The following is a 24,555-nucleotide window of genomic DNA, read 5'->3' as shown; positions in this document are numbered from 1 at the left end:
GACCGCGGTCCGGGCGACCCCCTACCGCGGGCTAGGCAGGTGTGTCCCGTGGATTGCGATCCAGGCGCTGCGGCTGATGTGCCGGGGATGCCCGCGGGCGCAGGCTCGGCTCATGATCACAGTCGAAGAACTCACCAAGCGCTACGGCGCCAACGTCTCCGTCGACCATGTCTCGTTCCGGGCACAGCCTGGGACCGTCACCGGTTTCCTCGGCCCCAACGGGGCGGGCAAGTCGACCACGATGCGCATGATGACCGGCCTGACGCCGCCGTCGGCGGGCCACAGTACGATCCTCGGCGTTCCGTACGCCGAGCTTCCCAACCCGGGCCGGCACGTCGGTGTCCTTCTCGACGCCTCCGCGCAGCACTCCGGGCGGACCGGGCGCGAGATCCTTCGTCTCGGTGCCACTGTCATGGGCCTGAGCCGCCGACGAGTCGACGAGATGCTCGAGATCGTCGGCCTGTCCGGCGACGAGGGCAATCGCCGGGTCGGCAACTACTCCCTCGGCATGCGACAGCGCCTCGGTATCGCGCACGCCCTGCTCGGCGACCCGCAGGTGCTGATCCTGGACGAGCCCGCCAACGGCCTCGATCCCGCCGGCATCCACTGGATGCGCGGGCTGCTCAAGAGTTTCGCCGACCGCGGCGGAACCGTCCTGCTGTCCTCACATCTCCTGCACGAGATCGAGGTCATCGCTGATCACCTCGTCGTCATCGGTCGCGGTGTGATCGTTGCCGACGGCAGCAAGGCCGAACTGCTGAACGCCGCGGGCACGCTGGTGCGTGGCCTGGACCCGGACGCCTTGGAGCGCTGCCTCAACCTCGCCGGCTACGTCTACCAGCTCGAACCCGACGGCGCGTACGTCGTCGACGCCACCCGTGAGCAGATCGCCACCGCCACCGCGCGGCACGGCGTGGTCGTCACCGAACTGCGCGGCGCGGACGGCTCCGGACTCGAAGACATGTTCCTTCAGCTCACCGCCAACGACGCACGAGAGCAGGTCACCGCATGAGTACCACGACCACCTTCGAACCTGAATTCCGGCCTGAATTCCGGCCTGAACTGTCGCCCGATCCGAGCGTCACCGCCGTACCCTTCAGCCGCCTGCTGCGCGCCGAACTGCGCAAGCTTGTCGACACCCGAGCCGGGTTCTGGCTGCTGATCGCCATCGGACTCATCACCGTCGCCGTCATCGTGGTGTTCTTGTTCGTCGCCGACCCGGACCAACTGACGTTCATCAACTTCGTCGGTGCGACAGCGACGCCGCAGAGCATCCTGCTCCCGGTGCTCGGCATCCTTGCGGTCACGGCCGAATGGAGCCAGCGCACCGGCCTGGTGACCTTCACCCTCGAACCCAGCCGGATCCGCATCGCCGTCGCCAAGCTGGTCGCCGTCGTCCTGGTCGGCATGCTTGCCGTGGTCGCGGCGCTCGGCGCCGCAGCCCTGAGCAACCTCGCCGGAATGGCGTTCATGGACGGCGCCAGCAGCTGGAACTTCGGTGCCGCCAACGTCCGCGACTTCTTCGCCATCCAGCTGATCGGCATCCTGCAGGGCTTCGCCTTCGGCATGCTGCTGATGAACACCGCCGCCGCGATCGTGTTGTACTACGTCATCCCGATCGCCTGGAGCGTGCTCTTCGCGATGGTCGGCGCCCTCGAGAACGCCGCCCCCTGGCTCGACCTCAACACAGCCATGGCACCCGCGTTCGAGCAACAGACGTTCGCGAGCGGCGACTGGGCGCACATCGCGGTCGCCGGCACCATCTGGGTACTCCTGCCACTCGCCCTCGGCACTCTTCGGCTGCTGCACCGCGAGGTGAAATCCGCCTGACAACCCAACAGACGATTGACTACCTGTTATGAGGGAACCTGATCGTCAAGTGGTCACCGGACGCGTACGGAAAGGTGCCACCAGGCTGGGCGGGTTGAGACCACCATGCCTGCCTGGCCGCTCGCCAGGGATGCAGTCAGATGGGATGTCTGCTGGCGCTGGCATCCCGTTTGGTTACGCATTGTATTCAAAGCCAGGTTGCGCTAGGTCGACTGGAGGCCGTGGCGGACCAGCGCTGACGACAGGTGCCCGTTGTTGTGGGCGTCGACGAGTTCGCGAGCCAGGTCACGGAGCTTCAGGTTGCCGTCTTGGGAGCAGCGTTTGAGTACGTCGAAGGCGACGCTCGACGTGATCGCGTAGCGCTGCATGAGCAATCCTTGGGCCTGCCCGATGGTAGTTCGAGTGGAGAGCGCGGTGCGGAGATGCTCGACGAGGGCCCTCCCGTTGTCGAAGAGCTGGATGTTGTCGAAGGCCACGCCGGCATTGAGGGCGAACAGCAGGACAACGTCGTACGACGTGCTCCCGAAGGCGTTCGGCTGCTTCGACAGCAGCGTGAACGCCGCCGCGGCGTCGGCGTTCGTGGGCAGCGGCAGGAACAGGCAGCTGCGGTACCCGGCGTTGATCGCGGCCGCGGCGAACTTCGGCCAGCGATGGTCCGACGCCAAGTCACCGATCCGATGCGGTTCGCCGTGTGTCAGGGAATCGTGCAACGGGCTACCGGCCGCGATCAGCTCGCGGACCAGCGTGGGCTGGGCCGGCGCGGTGAGCTCGTCTGTCCTGTCGAAGCGGGCGACAACCTCCGCCCGGTCGGCGGCGAGCACTGCGATCGCAGCGTCATCGCAGTCCGGCACGGTCCTCACGATCCGATGGACGAACCGACCCAGCGTGCTGGCCACGTCATCGTCGTCGACCAGCCGGCCGACCTCGGCCAGTTCCTGTGCCAGGTCCAGTACCTCGTCATCCATGGTGCAATCATCATGCACCTCGAGTTGGCGACTGGCGAGATCGCGGAGCCGGACCCACAGGCCGGCTGTCCGGTTGGGCCGTTCTTCGCACGACCGTCGAGGTCAGCAGCATGGTCAACGCCGCAGTGATCGACAGCGCGTCGCGGGTTCCGTAGGCGTGCCGATGGAAGTGGATCCCGAGCGGGCGGCCCGCGTCTGACCGCCGCAGCCGAAGCCCGCGCCTCAGCGCTCACTGGGACGCCGGTGTCGCCGAGACCAAGGTGTTCGGCTCGTGGGCCTGGAGCTTGATCTCTACAGGCGCCGGCCGTTCGCGTCCTGAGTGGTCGTCCAGCGTTTGCGGCCGAGCAGGCCGGCGCACTCGACGGTGACCGTGTCGACGGTGTGCGAGTGCGAGACAGTGAACTTGACCGTCTCGTAGCGGCCCACCTCGCCCGGGTGGGTGATGGCACTCGCGGGTACGACGGTCTCGGACCAGCGCTGCCCGTCGACGACGCCTTCGAAGGTCACCCTGACGCCCCTGATGATCTTGTTCTGCGTGTTCGTCAGGGTGAAGTCGCCGGTCCCGTCGAACAGCCGGAGAAGCCGCCAGTCGTCGATCGCTGTCACCTCCAACGGAGAGCGCCGGAACTGGGCCGGCGAGGCCGGGTCCCCTTCCACTACGTACCGAAAGTACTCACCGGCGAGGACCTCGACGTCGGCGCGCCAACCGTACAGATGCTGCTCGCACTCCTCCTCTGCGGCATCGGCCTCACCGCACTCCGGTGCCGCGACCTCACCTGATCCGTCCACTCACATCCCATGGAGACGTCATGCGGACACAGAAGATGCAGCGCCGGACGCTCGAGTTCCACCACTCGGACGGCACGGTCGTGTGCTCGGATCCTTCTGGTCGTCTTGGGCATGTCTACGATGCCCTCATGGTGGATGCAGGGGCGAGGAACGGCGGAGCCTCACGCCGCACGCCCAGCATGAATGACGTCGCGGCAGCTGCCGGGGTCTCGCACCAGACGGTGTCGCGTGTTCTGAACGGCTCGGAGTTGGTTCGTGAGGCGACGCGTGCTCGCGTGCTCGCGGCGATTGCCGAGCTCGGCTATCGACGCAACAACGCGGCGCGGATGCTCGTCACGAAGAAGTCCCACCGGATCGGCATGATCTCCGCACACCTGGCCCTGCACGGCCCGAGCATGATCGCGGTCTCGGTGCAGGCAGCCGGCCACGAGGCCGGGTACGAGGTCTCTCTCGTCGCTGTCGAGGACTTCTCGGCGACCTCGCTGGGTGGAGCCGTCGATCGTCTTCTCGACGAGGCCGTCGAGGCGATCGTCGTTGCGGTCGCCCACCGGGACGCGCTCAGCCAGGCGCTGGCCCTGGAGCTGCCGGTCCCCCTGGTCGTGGTTCAAGGTGTCAGGCCGGGGCAGCCGATGGCCGCCGGAATCGACCAGGAGGCCGGCGCCCGCCTGGCGGTCGAGCACCTCCTCGAGCTTGGGCATCGGCAAGTCGCCCACGTGAGCGGACCACTGGAGTGGATCGAGGCCGGCCAGCGACGTGATGGCTGGCGCCAAGCCCATGCGCAGCGCAACCTCCTCCCAGGCCCGGAGCTCTTGGGCGACTGGTCGCCCAAGAGCGGGTACGAGGCAGGGCTGCGGATCGCCCGCGACCGCGACGTGACTGCCGTGTTCGTTGCGAACGACGCCATGGCGCTGGGCGTGCTGCACGCACTCCACGAGCAGGGGCGTGAGATTCCGGGCGAGGTCAGCGTGGTCGGGTTCGACAACAGTCTGGAGACGCCATACCTCTGGCCGGCGTTGACGACGGTCAACCAGGAGTTCTCGCTCCTCGGGCATCGTGCCGTCGACCTGACTCTGCGTGCGCTGGGTGGCGAGGCCGAACCCACCGTCGACCTCGTCCGCCCAACTCTGGTCGTCCGTGACTCCACCGCTGCTCCCGCCGCACCCCGCTAGCCGCGCGTCGGCTGTGGATGTGAACGTTCATACTCCGGAGAGCCGCATGACTTGGCGGGGTTGACGGCAGAAATGTTAGCGTTCACACTTATCGGCAGTGGTCACGTAGGTGTCGATCAGGGAGCACTGCTCATGGAATCCGGGAATCACGATGCGCGGGCGGATCTCGTGGCGGGGCGTACGGCGCTGGGGATCGAGCTCGGCTCGACGCGGATCAAGGCCTGCCTGGTCGGTGCCCGTCACGACGTTCTCGCGACCGGCAGCTCGACGTGGGAGAACGAGCTCGTCGACGGCCATTGGAGCTACTCGCTGGACGCCGTCTGGTCCGGCCTCCGTGATGCTGTCGGCGCCTTGCTCGCCGGGGTCGAGAAGTCTTACGGCGTCCGGCCGGTCGTCGGCTCTCTCGGGGTGTCGGCGATGATGCACGGTTATCTCGCGTTCGACGCCTCGGATCAGCTACTCGTCCCGTTCCGCACATGGCGCGACACCACGACAGGGCAGGCCGCGGCGGAGCTGACCGACCTGTTCGGGGTCAACATCCCGCTGCGCTGGTCGGTAGCCCACTATCGGCAGGCAATGCTCGACGCAGAGCCGCATGTTTCTCGCGTGCGCCACATCACGACACTCGCCGGTTACGTGCACTGGCGGCTGACGGGCGAGCGCGTGCTCGGTGTCGGCGACGCATCGGGCATGTTCCCGATCGGCTCCGGGACCGGCGACTACGACACCGATTTGCTCAAACGGTTCGATCTGCTGGCGGGACCCGGGAGCCCGGCGCTCGGCGAACTGCTTCCGCGCGTACTGGCCGCCGGGTGCCCGGCGGGCGTGCTCACGGAGCAAGGGGCGGCGCTGCTTGACCCGACCGGCACGCTCCAGGCCGGCATCCCGTGCTGCCCGCCCGAAGGCGATGCGGGCACCGGCATGGTCGCAACCAACTCCGTTGCGCCGCGCTCGGGCAACGTCAGCGTCGGCACCAGCGTCTTCGCGATGGTGGTCCTCGAGCGGGCCCTGCAGCGCGTGCATGAGGAGATCGACGTCGTGACGACCCCGGCCGGGGACCCTGTCGCGATGGTTCACTGCAACAACGGCGCCAGCGAGCTCGGAGCGTGGGCGAGCGTCTTCGGTGAGTTCGCAGCGGCGCTCGGGGTTGCGTACGACGACGACGCGATCTTTGCCGCGCTACTTCACGCAGCAGCCGGCGGCGCCCCGGACGCGGGCGGCGTTCTGGCCTACAACTTCCTGGCCGGTGAGCCGGTCGCCGGCCTGGTCGAGGGCCGTCCGCTGGTTGTGCGGACGCCGGGCAGCCGGCTGAGCCTCGGCAACTTCGCCCGCGCTCAGGTGTACGGCGTTTTCGCCACCCTTGCGCTCGGCATGAAGGTGCTCGCCGAGGAGCACGTCGCGGTCGACAAGATGTTCGCGCACGGAGGCATCTTCCGCACCGAGGAGGTAGCTCAGCGCGCGCTCGCCGCTGCCCTGGAGGTGCCGGTGACGGTAGGGGAGACGGCCGCCGAAGGCGGTGCCTGGGGAATCGCCGTGCTCGCCGCCTACCTTCGCAACGGTGGCACCGAGCCGCTGGCCGACTACCTCGCGCGCGAGGTCTTCGCCGACGCGCCGGAGAACGTCGCCGACCCGGACGCGGCGGAGGTAGCCGGCTTCACCTCGTACCTCGCACGTTTCACCGCCGGTCTCCCTACCCAGCAGGCCGCCGCCGAGTCCATCCGCTAGTCCCGTCCACAAGTCCGAGGAACGTCAATGACCCTGCCCGACTGTCTGCGCGCCGCCGTCGATGAGGCCAAGACGCGCGTCGCCGCGCTGCACGCAGAACTGCCCCGCTGGGATCTGGTCGTCTGGACCGCCGGCAACGTCTCCGAGCGAGTCCGGGGCACCGGCGGGCACGACGACCTCTTCGTCATCAAGCCGTCCGGCGTGTCCTACGACGAGCTCGACGCCGACGCGATGGTTGTCTGCGACCTCGACGGCAAGCTCGTGGAGGGTAGCCGCAATCCGTCTTCGGACACCGCGGCGCATGGCTACGTCTATCGCCACATGGCCGAGGTCGGAGGCGTGGTGCACACCCATTCGACGTACGCCGCGGCGTGGTCGGCGCGCGGTGAGGAGATCCCCTGTGTGCTGACCATGATGGCCGACGAGTTCGGCGGACCGGTTCCCGTCGGCCCGTTCGCGATCATCGGTGACGACTCGATCGGGCGGGGGATCGTCGAGACGCTGAGCGGCCACCGTAGCCCGGCTGTGCTGATGCAGAACCACGGGCCGTTCACGATCGGCAAAACCGCGAAGGCTGCGGTCAAGGCCGCCGTACTGCTGGAAGAGGTCGCCCGTGCGGTGCACATCTCGCGCCAGCTCGGCGAGCCGGTGGCCATCGAGCAGGACGCGATCGACGCGCTCTACGACAGGTATCAGAACGTCTACGGCCAGCGCTGACGCGGCCAGAGGAGATCGAGGAGACATGTCCAAGGCCTATGCCGACCGTGAGGTCTGGTTCTTCACGGGCAGTCAGGACCTCTACGGCGAGGAGACGTTGCGTCAGGTCGCCGAGCAGTCGGAGGCGGTCGTCCGTGCGCTCGACGAGTCGGCCGATGTGCCGGCCAGGGTGGTCTGGAAGCCGGTGCTCAAGGACGCCGACGCCATCCGGCGCGCGATGCTCGACGCGAATGCTGCCGACAACGTCCTCGGCGTGATCACCTGGATGCACACCTTCAGCCCGGCCAAGATGTGGATCGCGGGCCTCGACGCGCTCCGCAAGCCTCTGCTGCACCTCCACACGCAGGCGAACGTCGCGCTGCCCTGGGACAGCATCGACTTCGATTTCATGAACCTCAACCAGGCCGCGCACGGCGACCGCGAGTACGCCTATCTCGTGACCCGCCTCGGAGTCGCCCGTACGACGGTTGTGGGTCATGTGTCCAATCCGGCCGTCACGCGCCGGATCGGCACCTGGATCCGGGGTGCCGCCGGCTGGGCGGCAACCCATGAGCTGCGCCTGGTCCGCTTCGGTGACAACATGCGCAACGTCGCGGTCACCGAGGGCGACAAGACAGAGGCGCAGCTGCGGTTCGGGGTCGCGGTCAACACCTGGGGGGTCAACGACCTCGTCGAGGTTGTCGAGAAGGTGGACGACACCGATGTCGACGCACTTGTCGCGGAGTACGAGGAGTCCTACGACGTCGTCGCCGAGCTGCGCCGCGGCGGCGATCGGCACGAGTCGCTGCGGTACGCAGCGCGCCAGGAACTCGCCCTCGAGGCGTTCCTGGGTGAGGCCGGGGCGAAGGCCTTCACCACCAATTTCGAAGACCTTGGCGCACTGCGTCAGCTGCCGGGCCTCGCGGTCCAGCGGCTGATGTCCAAGGGCTACGGCTTCGGCGCCGAGGGCGACTGGAAGACCGCCGTACTCGTCAGGGCCGCGAAGGTCATGGGCCAGGGTCTGGCCGGTGGTGCGTCACTGATGGAGGACTACACCTACGACCTCACCCCCGGCCAGGAGCTGATCCTCGGCGCCCACATGCTCGAGGTCTGCCCGTCACTGACCACGAGCCGGCCGCGGGTAGAGATCCACCCGCTCGGTATCGGTGGCAAGGAGGATCCGGTCCGGATGGTGTTCGACGCCGACGCCACGGAAGGCGCCGTCGTGGTCTCGCTGGCCGACATGCGCGAGCGGTTCCGTCTTACCGCGAACGTGGTAGACGTCGTCGCCCCGCCCGCGCCGCTTCCGCATCTGCCGGTGGCACGTGCGGTCTGGCGGCCGCGCCCTGATTTTCCGACCTCTGCAGAGGCATGGCTGGCGGCCGGCGGCGCCCACCACACCGTGCTGTCGACGGCCGCAGGCATCGAGGCGTTCGAGGTCTTCGCCGAGATCGCGCGCACCGAGATGCTCGTCATCGACGAGAGCACGACCCGACGCGCTTTCGCGGACCAGGTCCGCTGGAACGCCGCCTACCACCGCCTCGCCCAGCGCCTCTGAGAGTAGACGCCGTACGCCGTTCGATGAGCGCCCTTCGGCGGTCAGGAGTCGGCGTCTCCAGGCGTCTCAGGCCGCCGAGGGAAGCCGGGCCGACGCGCTGGCGTGGATCATGTCGCACTCGTTCCGCAAGACGACGGGCACCATCCTGGACGACGCTGGGCAGAGCGCGCGACAGATCGCAGACCAGCTAGGGCACGGCCGCCCGTCCCTGACTCAGGACGTCTACATGGGTCGTCGGGCGAAGAACCCGGCGGCTGCGCTGGAGGCCGCGTTGAACACGTCGGGCCGATCTGACGAAGCGACTCAGTCACGCGACGCCACCTGACACCGCAGACACCTACGCCGCCGACGTGTCGTTTGCGCCTAGCCGCCAACCATCGGGCTGCTGGGATTCGTCCCGTGCAGTATGGTGCGAGCAGTGCTCTCGATGCGTCCTCGCTCAGTCTGTCGGGCGGTGCCACCCGACGAGCGCGGCGGAACGCCGTCGCTGGCCGATCCAGGTGAAGCGGCTTGGTTGACATCTCGGCCACACCAGCGGAGGGGTGACGTCGATGGCGAAGGTGGCCGTTCCGCGCTTCTCGCGGTTCTCGGTATCGGGACTTCACAGCGTCGCGCACCTGTTTCCGAAGGCGCAACGCTGCGGTGTCTACATCCTTGAGTTCGGCAACGGAGAGCGGTACGTCGGTCAGGCGGTCGATGTGGTACGGCGATTCGGAAACCATCGGCGGATCTTCGGTGACATTGTCGTCATCGAGTTCGCGCCCTGCAGGCGTGCGGAACTCTCCGATCTCGAACGCAGGATGATCCAGCAGCAGCGCGCACGTGGTTACGAACTGCGTAACATCGTCCACGGCCTGGGCCCGCTCGGCGACTCAGACCTCGACCCGCTCATCCTTCCGTCGGAGCAACACGCATGGTTGACGGATCCTGACGTCGCATTTCTCGATGACGGCATTCGCGCTCCCGATGATGAGCTGCGACGCAAGCATCGGCCCCGGTACCAGCGACTGAAGAAGCACCCAGCCTTCCCGTTCGCAGCAGAGATTCTGAATTGGTACGTGCCGACCTGTCTGCCGAAGCCGGCGAAAACCGAGCGAACGTTCTGGGCCGTCAGCGCGATGCCTGGCACCAACCGGGACGCGTCTGGCGGCCGGCTGTGCACCCTGTCCGCCAACAAGATGGAGACCCTCTTCCTGGTTGCGGGTGAGGACAGGGGCAGCCGCTATTTCGGAGGCGTAGCCAATGTTTCCGCGCGGGCGTTGACGGAGCGGGCTGGCGACCTGAGCGCTCTCAGGCGGCAATACCGTCACCTCTCCTTCGGTCGGCCGAGGTACGAGTCTGGGGGTGGAGACGTCCTCGCCATCACCTTCGTGGGCGTTGATGGTTGCCTCAGTGTGTGGGACATCCCTGGCGCGGTGGACGCTGCACGAGCGCTGAACCTGATGTTGATGCGCAAGGGGCCAACCCTCCAGTGGCGGTGGCACTGCTACGACCTTGCCGACTGGGCATTCGCATCTGAAAGCACGCTGTCGGAGCTGTGGGACCAGCACGGCGGCTACATCTAGTAGGTGGAAGTCGTGCAGTACTCGTTTCGCGCAGGCCTTCCACGTCCCGCCGTACGAACCCACGTAACCGCTGAACAGAACGCTGCCCGTGGACCCCGCGGTGCGCAACGCGGTGATCGTGCCGGCAGCGCTTCGGAGGTAGACCTGGTTCCCTTGTACAGGGGTCCTGTCAGCGTCCCGTGCCATTCATCGCCGCCACATCTCACGAGCCGACGTCTGGTGCGCTTGCCTAGTGTGCCGGTCACCGGTGACGAGTCCGGTCCGAGAGCGACGTAGAGCCGCAGGGCGCAGTAGCTGTCAACCGCGGGAGTAGTGCGGATTGTCCACTGTGGGCGGACGATTCACCTCACCCTGCTGGACCAGTGTTTGAGGTCCACAGACAGGGGAGGTTTCATGTTCACGTTGCAGGCCGGGCGGCGGGGTAAGTGGGGTGTGGTCGGGGTCTGGATGCTGTTGCTGGTGGCGGTGTTTCCGTTGGCCGCAGGGCTGGGTGACGTGCAGAGCGACGACGTCACCGATCAGTTGCCCGGCGGTGCGGAGTCGACGCTTGTCCATCAGGTCGAGGACCGCATCCCCGGCTCTGAGGACGACGAACTGATCGTCGTCTATCACCGCGACGGCGGTCTCGCCGACGGAGACAAGCAAGCGGTGGCGCGGCAGCACGCGGCCCTCGCTCAGGAGTTCCAGGTCGACATGCCGCCCGTCCCCTCCGAGGACGGCACGGCACTCATGTACGCCGTCGGCCAGCCGGCGAGCGGGAACGACGCGGGGGTCGCCAAGTTCGTCGAGCGGGTCCGGGCGGTCACCGCTGACCGGCCGAGTGGTCTGCGGGCCGAGGTGACCGGCCCGGCTGCGATCGACGCGGACGTCGACGCGGTGTTCGAGGGGATCGACACGACCCTGATGCTCGTCACAGTCATCGTCGTCGCGTTCCTGCTGATCATCACCTACCGCAGCCCGTTCCTCTGGCTGGTACCGCTGCTGACCGTCGGGGCTGCCGCGTACCTGTCGATGGCGCTGGTCCGGGTCGTCGCCGGTGCGATGGACATGACGGTGAGTACGCAGAGTTCCTCGATCATGATCGTGATGGTGTTCGGCGCCGGGACCGACTACGCGCTGCTGATCGTCGCGCGGTACCGCGAGCAACTGCGCCACCACCGCGACGTCCATGCCGCCATGCGCGCCGCGCTGAAGAGTGTGGGGCCGGCGATCCTCGCGTCGGGATCGACGGTCGCCCTCGGCCTGGGCTGTCTGTTCGTGGCCGACATGAACGACATCTCCGGGATCGGGATGATCGGCGCGCTGGGCATCCTGGCGACTCTGGTCACCATGCTGACGCTGTTCCCCGCAGTACTGACAGCGCTGGGCCGCAAGGTCTTCTGGCCGCGTGTCCCTGCCCTGGCCAGTACTGCGCCCGCCGGCCGCGACTGGTGGCGGTGGGTCTTCGCCCGGCCGTTGCGGTCGGCCGGAGTTTCGGCGCTGGCGCTCGGCTTGCTGGGACTCGGGGTTTTCGGGCTCTCGACGGACCTGCGGCAGGCCGACTCGTTCACCAACACTCCGGAGTCGGTGACGGGGTTCGCGACGCTTGATCGGGTCTACCCGGGCGAGGGTGGCCGGCCCTTCACCGTTGCGACTCCGACCGATCAGGTGGCGAAGGTGCTCGCCGTGGCGCGTGCGACGGACAAGGTGGTGTCAGCGGAGACCGAGCGGGAGGGCAACGGCTGGTCGCTGGTCGACGTCGTACCGGCGGCTCAGCCGGACAGCGATGACGAAGCAGCCGTGATCAAGCGACTGCGGGCCGACCTGCCGCCCGCGGCGCTGGTCGGCGGCGAAGGGGCGGAGCGGGTCGACGTCCAGGAGGCGAGCGCCGCCGACACCAAACTGGTGATTCCCCTCGTTCTCACCGTGGTGTTGCTGGTTCTGTTCCTGCTGCTCCGGTCCTTGGTCGCCTCGCTGCTCGTCGTGGCCGCGGTCGTGCTCTCGTATCTCGCGGCACTTGGACTTGGCTCTCTGGTGTTCGAGCACGTGCTCGGATTCGGGGGCGTGGAGCCGACGTTGCCGGTGCTGGTGTTCGTGTTCCTGGTGGCGTTCGGCGTCGACTACGCGATCTTCCTGGTCGCTCGGATCGCCGAGGACCGCAAGGAACTCGGTACGACGGTCGCCACCCGGCGGGCGGTGCGGGCCACCGCGCCGGTGATCGCGTCGGCCGGATTGGTGCTGGCGGCAACCTTCGCGGTGCTGGCGTCGTTGCCGTTCGTGCCGATGGTGGAGATGGGTGTGGTGGTCGCCGTCGGGGTTCTGCTGCAGACTCTGCTGGTAGCACCTGCGTTGCTGGCGCCGATGATGGTGGGCTTGCGCCGATGGATCTGGTGGCCGAGCCGATCCGCGGACAACCCACCGCCGGCGGCAGCCCCGGACGAGTCGGTGCTGGTCGGCGAGGAACGGAGCTGAGGGATGAGGACGGTGGTCTTGGTGGGAGCGAGGCGGTGGGGAATCGGCAGGGGCGACCTGCTGCTGACCGCGGCGCTGCTGGTCCTGCCGGTGGCCGCCGTCCTCGCCCTGCCGCGGCACTGGCTCGACGACAGGGAACTCGACGCTCTCGGGATCACCCTGCTCGTCCTCGCGACCATGCCGGTTCTCGTCAGACGCCGCTACCCGATTCAGGGGCTGCTCTTCTGTTTAGCCGTCCAGATGGTCTACCACGCCTTGAACTACACGCACGAAGTCATGCTCCCGGTAGCGGTAGTCCTCATCTACACGGTCTCCCTGACCACCTCCCGCGTCTCAACGCTGGCGATGGTCGGAATCAGCGTCGCCGGAGTCCTGGTGAGCGCGAGCGTCCCTCAAGACGAATCGATCGGCGCGGAGGTGATCAGCCCCCTCGGCTGGTTCGCAGTCGCCGCGGTCGGTGGCCAGGCAATGCGTCTGCACCGCGCCCTGCTCACGGAGACGAGCGAGCGCCGGGTCGCCGAGGAGCGGCTGCGGATCGCGCGCGACCTGCACGACGTCCTGGCCCACCACATCGTCGTGATCAACTCCCATGCCGGCGTGGCCGCTCATCTGCTCGACGAGCGCACCGACGATCCGACACTCTCGCCGATCTCGCAGTCGCTGCACACGGTGGCGGACGCGAGCAGCGGAGTACTGGCCGAGCTGCGAACCACCCTCGACGTCCTCCGCGGCCACGAGGTCGACGTGGATCGGCACCCGACGCCGGACCTCGCCGGCCTGGCGCGGCTCGTAGCGGTCACCACAGCAGTCGGAGTACAGGTCGAGCTGCGAATCAGCGGCACCAGCCGGCCGCTGCCGGCAGCCGTCGAGATCACCCTCTACCGGATCGCGCAGGAGGCCCTGACCAACGTGGTGAAGCACGCGCACGCTCGACAGGCACTGGTGCAGCTCGAGTACGACGTCGACGAGGTTCGGCTCGAGGTCACTGATGACGGCCGGGGGAGGTCCGACGGCGGCAGCACAGCCGGCTATGGCATCGCGGGGATGAAGGAGCGGGCGCAATCCGTCGGTGGCCGGCTGGTCACTGGCGACGGCCGGTACGGCGGATTCCGGGTCGCGGCGACCGTACCTACTCCGGGAGCGCGATGATCAGGGTGGTACTGGCCGACGACCAGGAGTTGGTCCGGAGCGCCTTCGCGATGCTCGTCCGCTCCGCACCGGACATGGACGTCGTCGGTGAATCCGCCGACGGCGACGAGGCGGTCGAGCTGGTCCGGTCGACCCGGGCCGACGTCGTCGTGATGGACATCCGGATGCCGGGGACTGACGGGATCACCGCCACCGGCACGATAGCGGCCGACGAGGACCTGAGCGGCGTACGGGTGCTGATCCTGACCACGTTCGAGAGCGACCACAACGTGGTGGCCGCGTTGCGTGCGGGAGCCAGCGGATTCCTTGTCAAGGACACCAAACCCGCGCAGCTGCTGGCCGCCATCCGCACCGTGGCCGCCGGCGAGGCACTGTTGTCGCCCGGAGCGACCCAGGCACTGATCGAAAGAGTGCTGAGGCAACCCGATCCGGCCGGCCCGGCACCCGGCGCACTGGCCGCGCTGACCAGGCGGGAGCGCGAGGTGCTGACGCTGATCGGCCGTGGGCTGAGCAACGGCGAACTCGCCGAAAAACTGGTGATCAGTCCGCTGACCGCGAAGACCTACGTGAGCCGGTTGCTGACCAAGCTGGACGCCCGCGACCGGGCCCAACTGGTGATCGCCGCCTACGAATCCGGTCTGGTCCGAACCTCCAGCCAAGGAGACCCACCTTAGGTGGTTGGTGGTCGTGGGTTTGGTGGAGATCTCTCCCAAGGTTCCGATGGGCAGCGGGGGCCTCGGCGAGGTCGCGCACGGATGTGATGTGACGCACAGTCACGATCAGATGAAGTCAGCACATCCGGTCGGCGAGAGAGATGCGCGGCTGAATGCGTCGAATAGAAGGTGTCCTGCGGACATGAAGAAACCCAGGGCACCGTGGTGACCTGGGCTTTTGTGCGCCGCCAGGGACTCGAACCCCGAACCCGCTGAATTCCACCTGAGGATGATCAGGGTTTGTCGATGATGCGCGAAAGCTCTTACTGGTAAGGGATTCGCGGGTGGCGAGGTTCGCATCGGTTCTCATCGCTGACCATCCTCTCGCGCTGATTGAGGTGCGTAAAGAGGTGCGTTGAGTCCCGCAGCATGCGACTGGTAACGACTGCCGGTGAAGGCGTCGAACCGGCGATTTCCCGATCTCACCCATTCTGGTTCTAGGCAGTAGGTTCGCGCGTACGTCGGTCCAGCCACGCGACCGTCAGCAGCCGCTGTTCCCACACCCTGACTCGCGGCCTTCCGGTCGACGCGGCTGACCGCCGTTGTGTACTGGTGGAGGGCGGCGAGTCTGCAAGCTGATGACACGTCTAGGCTTCTTGCGCCTTCGGTTCCGCTTCTCGTCCCGTTGTCTTCTCGAATCCTGCTGGCGTGCTGCAGTTCTTGATGAGCCAGTCGACCCACGCTTGCGTGTAGCCGTACGTCTTGGACAGCTCAACGTAGAGACAATACTTCTCGTCCGTTCGTTCCGGGTGTGGATCGTTGGCAGCGGCGGCCGGACGGATGCTCTTGCGTCGTCCGGCGTCGAGGAAGTGGCGGTTGTTGAATCGATATGGGATCGCTGCGGCTACCCGACGTTCAGCTTCGCCAGCACCTAGTAGTCCGTGGCCGACGACGGCTCGCTTCTGCTCGCGGATCACCGTCTGCCCGCGTTTGCCCATCTTCTCCACGAGTTCTTTCTCGGCGTCGGTCATGTCGTCCCAGCGCGTGAATTGCATCGACAGGGCTTCAGGATCACGCACGACGCGCTCGAGCACCACGCGAAGACGCAATTCGAACCGGGGGTCTGAGCCGGTGCCATCCGGGAGTCCGGAGTGGAACTCGGCGATGAAGCGCTTGAGGTCTGTGGGCAGCTTGTCCCGCAGGCGGCGCAATGTCTTCTCGCCGTCGTCGGTGAAGGTACCGATGAACGCGGGGAAGCGCAGGATGTGAGCGAGGCTGTACTTGTCGCCGAACGTCGCGACGATCTCCTCTTCGAAGTTCAGCAGTAGTGCCTGGGCATGGCCACTGACTGCCAGCGCCAGTTCGGCGTCGCTTTTCTTGTGTCGATGCTCGATCCGGTTCCGAAGTCGGATGAAGAAATCCAGGTTGTTCCGAACTGGGTCGGCTTCGTCTTGCCACCGCTCCTCGGCGCACCGCGACAGTTCCCAGCATTTGTACTCGCCGTCGACCTTCACAAAGCGTCGTGGGTTGTCGCGGTCTCGATAGCGGAAATCTACGCCGTCGCGCATGAAACGAGCGTGGAGCAGGTACAGCCAGGCGAGGTGCATGTGGACTACGAACCCTTCGAAGCCGCGTGTCTCAGCGGCGTCGTTGTAGAGCCGAACAGCCAACGCGGCCTCATCCTGTGCAACCTTCAGTGTCGCTGTCCACTTGGGCGGTGGTGCCATCGCAGTTATTCCTCGCTTTGCGGATCGTGGGTGACATGCGGTGAATCGTCGATCGCCGGCAGATGCCGGTCAGGCCTCGCGAACTGAAATGCAAGCTGACGGCATCCTCAGCGCCAGCGTTCTCGCCCAACTCGGAATCTCGGCGTGGCTGAGAGTGGTCCGCCGACGGCTGCTCGCCGAGTGCACCAGCGGCCGACTGAGCAGTAGCAGAAAGGCACTGTTGATGTCTCCAGGCGAGTCCACCTCCGTGCGAAGACTGATGACGCCACGGTCACGCAGCCGACAGCAGGTCGAACTGGATTGCCCCGCTGAGGCGGCCGGCGTCGCGGCCTCTCTGCGTTCACGCCGGTCGTGCTTCAGTACCGGCGGGCGCATGAACCTATCCCTTGTCGTGGACTCTCCCATTACTCCCCACCGCAACACGGCGTGGTCACCTCCTCGACTGTGAATCGGAGTTGACCACGCAGCGTTACATGGCGCGGTTCACGAAATCGCAACGGCGGCCTTCCTCATCTCAACTCACGGAACACGATGTCGGGCCGCACGACCGGCGTTCGATGGATCGCTATGAAGAGTTGTGTCCGCCAAGATGGGGCAATGGCGATTCGTGATGCTCCGTTGAATCCGGTTCAGCTCGAGCTGCTGGCGTGGGTGCGCGATGGTTGTGCGGACGGTGTCTACGAGGACTTCTCGCATCGGGTGACTGCTCGAGCGTTGCACAATCGTGGCCTGCTCGAGGTCGGCGGCCACGGCGTGAATTGGACTGCGTCGTTGACGGAGGACGGGGCCCACTACCTCGAACACGGCACCTACCCGGCTGGGAAATCACAGGCACGACGGACCAAACTCTCCGCGCGCCCAGTGGCGAAGCGGCCCGCCGCTGGCCAGGGGGAGAAGCGCGCAAAAGAGCGCAAGCCGGGCCCGGTGGATCAGCTGATGGCGTCGCTCAGGGAGTCGCCTGACCATCGGATACTGGTGCCGTACAGCGAGCTCCAGCGATATCGTCAACTCGCGGTTAGCGCGAAGCGGTTCGGTCGGATTCCTGAGGGGATGTGTCTCTCCATTGGTCATCGGCGGGACCACGGGGAGTTAATGACGGAGATCGTCCTGGAGCCCGTGCCTGCTTGGCAGACCGCTGTGCTCGCCCCCTTGCCGGTTGCACGGGTACTGCAAGATCCGACTGACATTGTGTCGCGCCTGATGAACAGCCAGGAATTCGCAGTGATCGGGGAACCGCGGGAGCGTGCCTTGCGCCTAGTCGATGCACTGGTTGTCGGTGGCCGCGAGCATGGCATGGCGGTCAGCGTGTCGAGACGCGGGCCATCGAGACGTGACCGGTACGCGCGTGGCGCCGTACAGGCGGACACGGTCCAGTTCAGGCTGGAAGGCGTCGATTTCGTGCTGCGGTTCAAGCAGGCCATCTTGCAGGAGCCGCATCAGCCGACCGAACGGGAACTTGCGCGCGCCCGCCACGGTCACGTGTTTCCCGATTTCGACGATGTGCCCGACCAGCACCTGGAGATCGAGCTGGAGGGAGAAGGTGGTGAGTTCTGGGCCAGCAGGTGGAAAGACACCGATGACCACCAGTTGGAGGACGATCTCGCGCAGATTATTGAGGAGATCCGGCTGCGCCATGGCAATCTTCTGCAGCGCGAGGAGGAGGAACGCAAGCGACAGGAGGAGCGGCGCCGCAACTGGGAGATCGCCCGGGACAAGGCCGTAGAGAAATATCGACAGCACTTCGTACTCGAGGCGATACGCACCCAGAGGGCGCGGTGGTCAGAAGCCGAGGGATTACGCCGGTACGCCGAGGCCGTTCGCGACAAAGCGAGCCGAACGGAGGGGGAGGAGCGCGCTCGGGTACTCGACTGGGCCGAAGAAATCGAGCGTACGGCCGACAGGATCGATCCCCTGATCGATCCCCTGGTCGCCGATACGTTGCTTCCGCAGGTACCGGAGCCAGGTCCCCAGGATCTTCAGCCGTTCATGGGGTCGTGGAACAGCTACGGCCCCTGATCGTCAGTGGCCCCAGCGACGCGGAGCTCGCTCGTACCGCACGGGGATCTCGGACGGTTTGAGCGGTCGTTCGACGACGGGCCGGTAGTTCGCCGGCGTGATTCGTTCTTCCTCGTACCTCCGGGCGATGATCTCCGCCGCCATACTGTGACCGTGCTGCTTCAGCTCGTCGACAAGGCGGACGACCAGTTGATCCAGGCGTTGTACCTCAGCCTCGGCCGCGGCGAGGCGCTCCTGTATCGTCGCGGCGCGCTGCCCGCACCAGGACCGAAGGAGCTCGTGCAGCGGCCGGCCACGCTCGAGATAGAGCTGGTACTCCCACTCGGGGGAAGTCGTGTACGGCCTCTTGTCGTGGCTGACAGTCGGTCGACCGTGCTTGGCTCTCTGCCGGTACTCCTTCTCGCTCTCGACCACCCAATCCAAAACCGGCATCGGCGTCGTCCGGCAGGCGTACTCGACGATCATCAACGTGCCTTCTGGCGAGACGACCTGATCTCCGTCGAGCTCGAACCATTCGGTCTGCGCGAGGAGGTCGGCCACCGGAAGACCGATGATCCTCTCGAGACCGACCGGGTCGTGGATGCTGGTCGCCCACTGCACCGGCTGCCATTCCCACTCGACGATCTCCACCGGAATGAGGAGCTGTAAGACGATCTCGGCCGCGGACTCTTCGTGATCGGTCAGCTGATAGGCGCTGAGCCGTTTCCAGTTGGCCATCCGCTCGTCGTACTCTCGGACTCCTGACCAGGCGCCGCGCAGGCGGTTGCCGGAGACGTTCTCCTGACGACCAGCCTTCTCGCCGTCGAGGAACTCCACGTCGTACCGATGCCGCTGCTTGCCCGGATGGATCGCGACGATTCGCACTCGCTCGGACGCAGCGTCATCACGCAACCGGTAAATCTGCTCGTCCCCGACATCCATCGCCGCTCCTCCAGGAGACACCGCGTCCCCAGCATCCGCTGCCGAGAGTTTCACACAATTCGCCGGATCCGGGGCGACGACCTTCCCCAGAGTGGCGTGAATCGCTCGGCCGATGGACGCCGACGCACTGCGGCCATGGGCGGCAGATCTGCAGCCAGCCTGACGGCATATCTGCACCTGGCCACCGGCAGATTTGCAGATGAAGTGGCGGCAGATTTGCAGCCTGATGCATACTCGGAAGGTGAGCGATGATCTGGAACCCCGGGCCGAGCCTGAGTCACCGTTGGGGCGCGTCCTGCCACGCCATGCGCGTGCGCTGATAGAGGAGGCGATGGCCGATACCCGGGTTGTTCTGGTGAACGGTGCGCGGCAGAGCGGCAAGAGCACGCTCGTGCGGCTGGTCGGGGCCGCGGTGGACGCGGAGTGGTACACCTTCGACGACACCGATATCCGTGAGGCGGCCCGTGAGGACCCCAGGGAGTTCGTTGCCGGGATGAAGCCGATGATCATTGACGAGATCCAGCGGCTGCCGGAGCTTCTCCTTTCGATCAAGTCCCGGGTTGACGAGCGGCAGGTGTCTGGTCAGTTCCTGCTGACGGGTTCTGCGCGGGTGCTTGGGCTGCGGACGTTGCCGGATGCGCTTCCGGGGCGGATGGAGACGATCGAGCTGTGGCCGTTCGCACAAGGTGAGATCGACGGCAGACCGGATCGTTTCATCGACGCGATCTTCACGCATGGACCCGATCTGCGCCACGTGTCGAGTCTCGAGCGGGCCGACTACGCCGACCGTGTGGTGCGGGGCGGTTTTCCGGAGGCGGTGGCGCGTGATCAGCCGCGCCGGCGGCAAAGGTTCTTCGACTCCTACGTCAGCAATCTCGTCACGCGCGATGTCAGCCAAGTCGGCGAGATCGAGAAGGTCGGCGAGATGGCGAAGCTGGTCCGGTTGATCGCGGCTCGTTCTGGTGGGCAGTTGGTGATCAATGAGCTGGCTGGCAAGGCGGGGCTGGCTAATCACACGGTCGCGCGCTATGTGAGCCTGCTGCAAGAGATCTTCTTGATCAAGCTGATCCCCGCCTGGTCGCGCAACCTCAGCACCAGAGTCACCGGCACGCCGAAGGTCGCCGTGACCGACTCAGGGATCGCGGCGAATCTCTTGGGAGCCGAAGCCGCGCAGTTCAAGCGACCGGGGAGCTCGTTCGGGCCGCTGCTCGAAGGCTTCGTGTTGATGGAGCTCGCCAGACAACAGAGCTGGAACGACACACGTGTCGATCTCTACCACTACCGCACCCGCGACCAGGTCGAGGTCGACGCCGTACTGGAGAACCGCCGCGGCGAAGTGGTGGGCATAGAGGTCAAGGCATCATCGACCCCACGCTCCGACGACTTCCGCGGCCTACGGCATCTCCAGGATCGACTCGGCGACGACTTCATCGCCGGCGTGGTTCTACACACCGGCCAGCACACGCTACCGTTCGGTCCCAAGCTACGTGCCATGCCGATCAGTGCGCTCTGGGAAATGAAGCCGTGACCACCTAAGATCACCGACCGCCGAACCGTGTCGGTCGACACCCTCACCGCCTCCGGCCTCACCGATCTGCCGCCCGCCCAATGCGGATCTCGACGAAGTCCTCTGGAATCCCGTTCACGAGGAGGCCTTTCTCGATACCCTGCTTCTCCGATTTCGGGGCCGTAAGGGAGGGGACGGATGCGTCCTGATCAGGTTGAGGCGCCGGCACGGTGTTCCGTACTCTCGCGCGACGCGCGTGGCTATCCGATCATCGCGACGATTCCGCAGGACGCCGACGGTCCGAACTTCGGCGGCATCTCGGAGGAGCGGAAGCTGGTGCTCGCCACCTACGACCTGTGCGGGGTGTGCGCTGGCCCGTTCCGGGACGAGCTCCGGTGGATGGTGACCGCCGAGCCCGGTTGGGAGCGCTGGCGGACCACGCCGTACGAATCAGTAGAGGCACCGGTCCACGAGGTCTGCGCGCTGTATGCGGCGCAGGTCTGCCCCTTCGTCTCGTCACCGTTCTCGCGGCTGGGCGACGAGTTTCGGCGCGGCCAACGGCGCGCGGAGGAACTGGTGTTGGTCGGATTCGAGCAGACCACCCAGGTGACGGCCATCAGCAGCCCGATTCAGCCGGATACGTGGGTGCTTGCGTTCCGCCTGGAGCGAGCAGCGGCCGCTCATGTCCTCGGCAACGCGGAGCAGGCGCGGGACGCGTATCGGCATGTTCGCGTCGCGGAGGCCAAGCTCCAGCTCGATGAGCACGAACTGCGGATCGCGGAGGTGCTGAGTCGTCCCACCAAGGAGGGCGAAGACTCCGGAGCCATCATGGCCGGCGGCGCCTGGTACGTCGGTGCGGCCTTCTGCCCGCGAGTCGCGCGCGTGGTCGGACTGCAGCGGTTCGGCAAGCCGGACAGCTTCTGGAACCAGTTGGCGAACGCCTTTCTCCTGGAGCCGGCGAAGATGGAGGGATTCGAGGAGATCGAAGAACCAGCGACCCGCGTCGCGGTGCGGTGGTTCCGGAGCCGGAAGCAGCTCCCCACGGTCCTGGTGAAGTGGCTGGCGGATGAGCGGACCCGGCGCAAGCGCGCTCAAGTTGCCGATCGCCGGGCGAAGCAGACAGCTTCGGCGAAGCGCAAGGACGCCAAAGCCGCCAGACGCAAGGGCCGACGCTGACAGATGCAAGGCGGCCAGCGGCCCTGACCGCGTTGCCTTCGTGTGTATGGCGGCTCGCGTGGCTGCCGGATTCGATCTCGGCTATCACCCGGCGTGGCTCGAGGCGGACGCCAATAGCGTCGGCGATCGTATCTACCTGGTGGGCCCGAGCTTGCTCACCGTAGCTTGGCGTTGTTGACGCCCGGGCTGGTTCGGCCGTGGGGCGAGCGGCTACCTGCCTGGTTCCGGTCGTGGGCGGTCGTCGCGTACCGACGATCGCTGCGATCGTTCCGGCCTGGATCAGGGCGATCTGCTCATTGGGTTGTGGGTCTCAACCCGTTGATGTTCACGGAACGTCTTCGACGACCCGCTCGAGCGGCGCCACTCGCAGAACACGAACACGAAAGCTGCGAGACGTGGCGCAGCAACTGGTCGACACGCGCTGTCGGCGGCGCTCCAAAGCTGGTCGGTTCCGGCGGTTGAAAAGTGAGCGGTTGTGGGCAGTCTAGGACTCGGTTTCCCCGGTGGTGGTGCGGATGCTGGGCAGGCTGTCGATGCCGCGTCCGCGGAGGCGATAGCTGGCCCCCTTCAACGTGAGAACGTCGGCGTGGTGGACGATCCGGTCGATCATCGCGGCGGCGACGGCTTGGTCTCCGAAGACGCCTCCCCAGCCGGAGAACGGCAGGTTTGAGGTCAGGATCAGCGAGGCGTGTTCGTAGCGGGACGAGACGAGCTGGAAGAACAGGTTCGCGGCGTCTTGTTCGAAGGGCAGGTAGCCGACCTCGTCAACGATGATCAGCCCGTAGCGCCGCAGCCGGGTGAGCTCTTGGGGGAGCTTGCCGGCGCGGTGGGCGTCGGTGAGGCGGGTGACCCAGTCGGTCGCGGTCGCGAACAGCACCCGGTGTCCGTGCCGGGCGGCCGCGACACCCAAGGCGGTGGCCAGGTGGGTCTTTCCGGTGCCGGGCGGCCCGAGGAGCACGACGTTGCGGGCCTCGGTCAAGAACCCACCGGATGCGAGCGCGGCGACTTGCTGCCGGATCGTGGGCTGGGCGTCGAAGTCGAAGTCCTCCAGTGTCTTGACCGCACCGAACCCAGCGGCACGGATTCGTAGTCGGGCGCCGGATGAATTGCGGGCGCTGACTTCGCGTTCGAGGACCGCGGCGAGGTAGTCCTCATGAGTCCAGCCGGCGTCACGGGCTTGGTCGGCCAGCCGGGTGGCGGCCTCGGTGATTCGTGGCGCTTTCAGTGCGGCGGCGAGGTAGGTGATCTGCTTGACCGCCTCCGTGCTCGCAGCGGCCTTCACGGTCGGCTTGGTAGCGGTCATCAGCTGATTCCTTCCTCGGTGGTGAGCCCGAATGCGCGGTCGTAATCGCTCAGGTCCCGGGCCAGGTCGTCTGCGCTGGCAACGGCGCGGGGTTGTTGGAACTGCTTGCGCAACCAGGCGGAGGTCTCGACATGCCCGGGGTCGGTGACGGTGGTTCCTCTGGCCCAGACGCGGGGGTGTTCGGCCACGACGCGGCCCTCGCAGCGGACCCGGACACGGTCGAGATCTGCGGCGACATCGACCATCCGGCCGATCACGGCCGGGTCGACGGAGTAGTCGTTGGTGTCGAGCCGGACGTAGTAGTCACGGCCCAACCGGATCTTGTTGCGCCAGCCCAGGTGCAGCGGGATCGGCGGCAACGCCAGCATCGCCGCCCGATCGGCGTCGACCAGGTCGGCCGGCGCGGCCTTGATGGTGCGCACCACCCGCGCGTTCGCCTGTGTCAGCCAGTCGGTGAACTGGTCGTTGAAGTCCGCCGGCGAGGTGAACCTGCGGCCGGGCATGAACGAGGTCTCGAACCAGCCGTTGCGGCGCTCGACCACCCCCTTGGACTCCGGGTCCCTCGGCGGCAGCAGCACCAACTTGGTGGCCAACGTGCCCATGAACGACGCGACGCCCTCGGCCCTGCGCTGGCCGCGGCCGATGCCAGGCTCGTTGTCCCAGAGCAGCCGGCGCGGGACCCGTCCGAGTTGCTGGATCAGCTCCCACGTGCCCAACAGCAAGTCTTCGGTCTTACGGGTCGGGATCATCCGGCCGGTGCTGAACCGCGAGTGCGCGGAGGTGATCACCAGCACCGGCAACAGCTTCGCGGTGCCGTCCTCGAGCGGGATCTTGCGCGGCGGGAACCACAGATCACACTGCGCGGCATCGCCCGGCAACCAGACCAACCGGTCCGATGGGTCGACCGGACGATGCTCGGGCCGCAGCCGTTTCACGTTCTCGCGGAACCACCGGATCGACCCAGTCCAGCCCACCCGCTCGGCCAGCACCGTCGCCGGCATGTCCGGAACCTCGGCCAGCAGCGCCCGCACCGCCGGCTCGAACGCCGTGAACGACGTCGGCCCAGGCCTGCGCACATACCGCGGCGGGCAATCCGAGTTCACCGCCTTGATCACCGTCGTCCGCGAGATCCCCAAACGCTCAGCGATCCGCGCCTTCGGCACCCCCTCAGCAGCCAACCTCCTGATCAGCGCCCAGTCCTCCAAAGTGATCACTCTCCAATCGTCGAGTGCTCACTTTTCACCGCCGAAAGTGTTCAGTTTTCGAGCGCCGCCGACACGCGCCGCCTCCCATGGACCTGACCCCGCCTGGATCCAGCGCATCAGCGACCGAGCTGTCTTGGTTGCGGATCGTCA

The 24,555-nt window shown here is 66.6% G+C and carries 19 protein-coding genes; 13 read left to right on the top strand and 6 right to left on the bottom strand.

Annotated features, from left to right (window positions below):
• The first annotated feature begins 112 nt into the window (after positions 1-112).
• Both BJY22_RS35900 and BJY22_RS35895 read left to right on the top strand, forming a co-directional pair.
• A complete protein-coding gene (locus tag BJY22_RS35900; RefSeq protein ID WP_167216014.1) occupies positions 113-1,012 on the top strand; it encodes an ATP-binding cassette domain-containing protein in 900 nt (299 codons plus the stop codon).
• Positions 1,009-1,830, top strand: coding sequence for an ABC transporter permease (locus BJY22_RS35895; protein ID WP_167216012.1), 822 nt, complete (start codon positions 1,009-1,011; stop codon positions 1,828-1,830). Before BJY22_RS35900 ends, BJY22_RS35895 begins: the two co-directional genes overlap by 4 nt.
• Positions 1,831-2,033: 203 nt before the next feature.
• Here the strand turns inward: BJY22_RS35895 and BJY22_RS35890 are convergent, their stop codons facing one another.
• Positions 2,034-2,795 carry a GAF and ANTAR domain-containing protein gene (locus BJY22_RS35890; RefSeq protein WP_167216010.1) on the bottom strand — a complete coding sequence of 254 codons (762 nt, stop codon included), beginning with the start codon at positions 2,793-2,795 and terminating at the stop codon, positions 2,034-2,036.
• Between the two features lie 291 nt (positions 2,796-3,086).
• Positions 3,087-3,584 (bottom strand): hypothetical protein, encoded by a 498-nt coding sequence (locus BJY22_RS35885; RefSeq protein ID WP_167216008.1) that lies wholly within the window; start codon positions 3,582-3,584, stop codon positions 3,087-3,089.
• 20 nt (positions 3,585-3,604) lie between these two features.
• On the opposite strand from BJY22_RS35885, the gene BJY22_RS35880 reads away from it, so the two are divergent.
• The 8 genes from BJY22_RS35880 (at position 3,605) to BJY22_RS35845 (ending at position 14,571) form a co-directional block, all read left to right on the top strand.
• Entirely contained in the window at positions 3,605-4,753 is a 1,149-nt protein-coding gene (locus tag BJY22_RS35880; protein ID WP_202891420.1) for a LacI family DNA-binding transcriptional regulator, read from the top strand.
• A gap of 132 nt (positions 4,754-4,885) precedes the next feature.
• Positions 4,886-6,478: a xylulokinase gene (locus tag BJY22_RS35875; protein WP_167216006.1), complete on the top strand. Its 1,593-nt coding sequence runs from the start codon at positions 4,886-4,888 to the stop codon at positions 6,476-6,478.
• A gap of 27 nt (positions 6,479-6,505) precedes the next feature.
• Positions 6,506-7,195, top strand: coding sequence for an L-ribulose-5-phosphate 4-epimerase (locus BJY22_RS35870; RefSeq protein WP_167216004.1), 690 nt, complete (start codon positions 6,506-6,508; stop codon positions 7,193-7,195).
• A gap of 25 nt (positions 7,196-7,220) precedes the next feature.
• On the top strand, positions 7,221-8,732 hold the full coding sequence (araA, locus tag BJY22_RS35865) for an L-arabinose isomerase (protein ID WP_167216002.1): 1,512 nt from the start codon (positions 7,221-7,223) through the stop codon (positions 8,730-8,732).
• Positions 8,733-9,283: 551 nt separating this feature from the next.
• Positions 9,284-10,297, top strand: coding sequence for a GIY-YIG nuclease family protein (locus BJY22_RS35860; protein WP_167216000.1), 1,014 nt, complete (start codon positions 9,284-9,286; stop codon positions 10,295-10,297).
• 393 nt (positions 10,298-10,690) lie between these two features.
• Entirely contained in the window at positions 10,691-12,748 is a 2,058-nt protein-coding gene (locus BJY22_RS35855; RefSeq protein WP_167215998.1) for an MMPL family transporter, read from the top strand.
• Positions 12,749-12,751: 3 nt separating this feature from the next.
• A complete protein-coding gene (locus tag BJY22_RS35850) occupies positions 12,752-13,897 on the top strand; it encodes a sensor histidine kinase (protein WP_167215996.1) in 1,146 nt (381 codons plus the stop codon).
• Entirely contained in the window at positions 13,894-14,571 is a 678-nt protein-coding gene (locus BJY22_RS35845; protein ID WP_167215994.1) for a response regulator, read from the top strand. The genes BJY22_RS35850 and BJY22_RS35845 overlap by 4 nt, the downstream gene beginning before the upstream one ends.
• 626 nt (positions 14,572-15,197) lie before the next feature.
• On the opposite strand, the gene BJY22_RS35840 is transcribed toward BJY22_RS35845, so the two are convergent.
• Positions 15,198-16,277 carry a DUF3644 domain-containing protein gene (locus BJY22_RS35840; protein ID WP_167215992.1) on the bottom strand — a complete coding sequence of 360 codons (1,080 nt, stop codon included), beginning with the start codon at positions 16,275-16,277 and terminating at the stop codon, positions 15,198-15,200.
• A 597-nt stretch (positions 16,278-16,874) separates the two neighbouring features.
• Here BJY22_RS35840 and BJY22_RS35835 point away from each other — a divergent pair.
• Positions 16,875-18,293: a hypothetical protein gene (locus tag BJY22_RS35835; RefSeq protein ID WP_167215990.1), complete on the top strand. Its 1,419-nt coding sequence runs from the start codon at positions 16,875-16,877 to the stop codon at positions 18,291-18,293.
• 3 nt (positions 18,294-18,296) lie between these two features.
• On the opposite strand, the gene BJY22_RS35830 is transcribed toward BJY22_RS35835, so the two are convergent.
• Positions 18,297-19,214, bottom strand: coding sequence for a hypothetical protein (locus BJY22_RS35830; protein ID WP_167215988.1), 918 nt, complete (start codon positions 19,212-19,214; stop codon positions 18,297-18,299).
• A 241-nt stretch (positions 19,215-19,455) separates the two neighbouring features.
• Here BJY22_RS35830 and BJY22_RS35825 point away from each other — a divergent pair, with 241 nt between their 5' ends.
• Complete coding sequence (locus BJY22_RS35825; protein WP_337759746.1) at positions 19,456-20,742, top strand: ATP-binding protein; 1,287 nt, start codon at positions 19,456-19,458, stop codon at positions 20,740-20,742.
• A gap of 177 nt (positions 20,743-20,919) precedes the next feature.
• Positions 20,920-21,897, top strand: coding sequence for a hypothetical protein (locus tag BJY22_RS35820; protein ID WP_167215986.1), 978 nt, complete (start codon positions 20,920-20,922; stop codon positions 21,895-21,897).
• Positions 21,898-22,381: 484 nt separating this feature from the next.
• On the opposite strand, the gene istB is transcribed toward BJY22_RS35820, so the two are convergent.
• Positions 22,382-23,200 (bottom strand): IS21-like element helper ATPase IstB, encoded by an 819-nt coding sequence (gene istB / locus BJY22_RS35815; protein WP_167203432.1) that lies wholly within the window; start codon positions 23,198-23,200, stop codon positions 22,382-22,384.
• Positions 23,200-24,414, bottom strand: a complete 1,215-nt coding sequence (istA, locus tag BJY22_RS35810) for an IS21 family transposase (RefSeq protein WP_167215984.1) — start codon at positions 24,412-24,414, stop codon at positions 23,200-23,202. Before istA ends, istB begins: the two co-directional genes overlap by 1 nt.
• Positions 24,415-24,555: the final 141 nt, after the last annotated feature.

It is taken from the genome of Kribbella shirazensis (genome assembly GCF_011761605.1).
GTDB lineage: Bacteria > Actinomycetota > Actinomycetes > Propionibacteriales > Kribbellaceae > Kribbella > Kribbella shirazensis.
Note: the sequence above shows the minus strand (reverse complement) of the source record. Positions and strands in the feature narration are given on the sequence as shown.